The organism is Liquorilactobacillus mali (assembly GCF_001437155.1).
Classification (GTDB): Bacteria; Bacillota; Bacilli; order Lactobacillales; family Lactobacillaceae; genus Liquorilactobacillus; species Liquorilactobacillus mali_A.
This window is the reverse complement of sequence record NZ_JQAR01000052.1, coordinates 1-2,729: the sequence shown is the minus strand read 5'-3', so window position 1 is coordinate 2,729 and position 2,729 is coordinate 1. Positions and strand designations below refer to the sequence as shown.

3 protein-coding genes are annotated in these 2,729 nt (G+C 32.0%); 1 reads left to right on the top strand and 2 read right to left on the bottom strand.

Features of this window, described 5'->3' with window-relative positions:
• Positions 1-149 precede the first annotated feature (149 nt).
• On the top strand, positions 150-566 hold the full coding sequence (gene arsC / locus IV36_RS11610; RefSeq protein ID WP_003691189.1) for an arsenate reductase (thioredoxin): 417 nt from the start codon (positions 150-152) through the stop codon (positions 564-566).
• Positions 567-941: 375 nt separating this feature from the next.
• On the opposite strand, the gene prgO is transcribed toward arsC, so the two are convergent.
• Both prgO and prgP read right to left on the bottom strand, forming a co-directional pair.
• Positions 942-1,220: a DNA segregation protein PrgO gene (gene prgO / locus IV36_RS11605; protein ID WP_003691188.1), complete on the bottom strand. Its 279-nt coding sequence runs from the start codon at positions 1,218-1,220 to the stop codon at positions 942-944.
• The gene (gene prgP / locus IV36_RS11600) at positions 1,198-2,103 is read right to left on the bottom strand and encodes a ParA superfamily DNA segregation protein PrgP (protein WP_056992651.1); all 906 of its coding nucleotides are present in this window, start codon (positions 2,101-2,103) and stop codon (positions 1,198-1,200) included. Before prgP ends, prgO begins: the two co-directional genes overlap by 23 nt.
• Positions 2,104-2,729: the final 626 nt, after the last annotated feature.

The window sequence follows — 2,729 nt, the reverse complement described above, 5'->3', positions numbered from 1 at the left end:
TTCTATACAATTCAGAAATCTTTTATGCATTTACACAAGATATTTTACGCTCTCTTAATGTTATATTACCTTAATAGGCATTGAAACATTGCATTTAAGTTTTATTGTGTATAACGATGTTACACAAATTAAATCGGTGGTGGTTTAAAATGAAAAAAATTTATTTTTTATGTACAGGAAATTCTTGTCGCAGTCAAATGGCTGAAGGATATGCCAAAAGTATACTATCGCCCGATATTTTTGAGATAGAAAGCGCGGGTATTGAAACGCATGGACTAAATCCAAATGCTGTTAAAGTTATGGCTGAAGACGGAGTAGATATTAGTAGCCACTACTCTAAATTAATTGATCTAAGGTATTTTAATACTTCAGATTTAGTTATTACTTTATGTGGTGATGCAAAGGATAAATGTCCTATGCTTCCCCCGCAAACAAAAAGTTTACACTGGCCTTTATCTGACCCAGCGCAAGCAACAGGAACATTAGAAGAGCAACTAGAAGTATTCCGTAAGGTTCGTGACGAGATTAAAAAATTAATTATAGATTTAAATGACCACTTTCATTGATTACAGAAAAGCGACATAACTCAACGGTTGTGTCGCTTTTTTAATACCATGTAATTAATGGTCTTAACATATGTTATAATTTATCGCCCTAATTATGTTAGGAAAACTTATGCAAAATCTAGTAAACTTGATGTCAAAATACAGTATAGTAACAAAAAAGATACTCTGAAAATTAAGCAGAGTACCTTTCTGTTGATATTAGTGGATGTTTTTCGGATGATGAGGATTAATCATATTTTGAATATAGTTAGTTACCTAATATTTTTTTCTTCACGATTCAAAACTTTAACCTGATTTGCTTGATTTGGGTGTTGCTTGAGATAACTTATTATTTATAACTGAATGCTTATTCTCATTGATTTTGTTTGTTGAATTTTATTTTTCATTTTGTTTTAACATAAGCAGGATCGTTTCTTTTTGCCGTTGAGAAACATTGTTATCTAAGTAAGTTTTACACATCTGATTAACTAAATCGTACATCTTCGTATCGGTAACGACAGACATACTTTTAATTAAATCATATACAGGCGGATCAACCTTAATGGTCTTTCGTTCATTAGCCTTATACTCTTTTTTGATTGAAAGATTCCTGCTAACATCGGCAGTATTTTTGATGTTTGGTTGAACATTATTATCCCTCTTCAGTAAAGCCATTAAGTGTCAACCCCTTCCCTTTTTCAGTGAGCCTATTATTATTAATAAATTCATGATCATATTTAAAATCTACGACATCACCAGTTTTTTCAAAAGATTTGATTCTTAATAATAATTCTTGGAATATATCTGCGTATAGTGCAAAAATTCTTTTATCATGAAAGTCTTCAAATTGAACTCCTTGTGCTGTGTACCATTCCAATCTAGCATGATTGTTAATAATGTTATTAAAGACGTTATCACGGCCAAAATATTTTATGGTTTCATCGACAATTTTTTGCTGTAAAGGTCTGCGCGCCTGTAAAAGAACTGGCAAAACCCCAGCAACTTGAACGTTAATCATATTCCCAAAATCATTTACCAAAGTTTGTAAATATGTAAGAATAAGACGCTTTGATCCATCGAAAGCAAACTGCTGTGTCTCTTGAATAACAATAACATAGTCGGCACAAACCATAGCATTATCGACTTTAATATCCGTGGAAGGTGGAACATCAATGAAAATAAATTCATAGTTGTCTTTGATCTGATCTAAAAGCTTTTTTAGATAGAAGGTCTTATCTGTTAATGATTTAAACTTTTTATCCAGAAATTCGGTATAGTTACGCATGTCATAGTCGCACCCAATTAAATCTATCTTCGGAGCTAAGTGTACAATTCCTTGCGACAGGTCTTCTTTTTCTAAGCAGGCCATTAAAGTGTTTGGAATTTCAGGATTTCCGAAAGTCTTTGATAAGAACTGAGTTGCATTCCCCTGTAGATCTGTATCTATGACTAACACTTTTTTATTAAATACGGTGGCGGCCACTATTGCTTCCATTACTGTGTCTGTTGTTTTACCTACGCCACCCTTTTGTTGAGCGTTAATTATTGTATACGTCATTTAGACACCTCCATTAAATAGATAGTAAGTCAATTTTATGTAAAAGTAAAGCAAAATGTAGTAAATCTCCTTTATACTTATTTATCAAAAAGAGAAAAAGAGATTATACTCCTAAGAGAAAAGGAGAAAAAGAGATTAATCTCCTATTCTCTTAGTACCTTAAGAGAATAGGAGATTAAGAGAATAAACACTATAAAAAGGCCTTCTAATCAATAACAATAATTTAAAAAGGAGAAAAAGAGATTAAGAGAAAAAGAGATTAGTGTAAAAAGAGAATAGGAGAATAGGAGAATAGTACCTTAAGAGAATAGGAGAATAGTGTACTAAATTATCAAAAGGAGATTTTTTGCATAATAGCTTTACACTAGAGATGAAAAGGAGTAATCTATAAATAACAAAAAGAAGCTTATCTAAATTGATAGATAAGCTTCTACATAAAAGAAAAAGCCACCCAATATTGGCGTATTGGAATGACCCGAACTAAGTTTTAATTTATGGTCTCATTGTAGCACATTTTACTAGTGTGTTCAATGTGGTGATTTTCAAGACTCAGGAGACAAGCTGAGTAGTAGGTTAGTAGTACATAGGTTTCATATTTCGATATGCGACAGCTGCTTATGGATGAA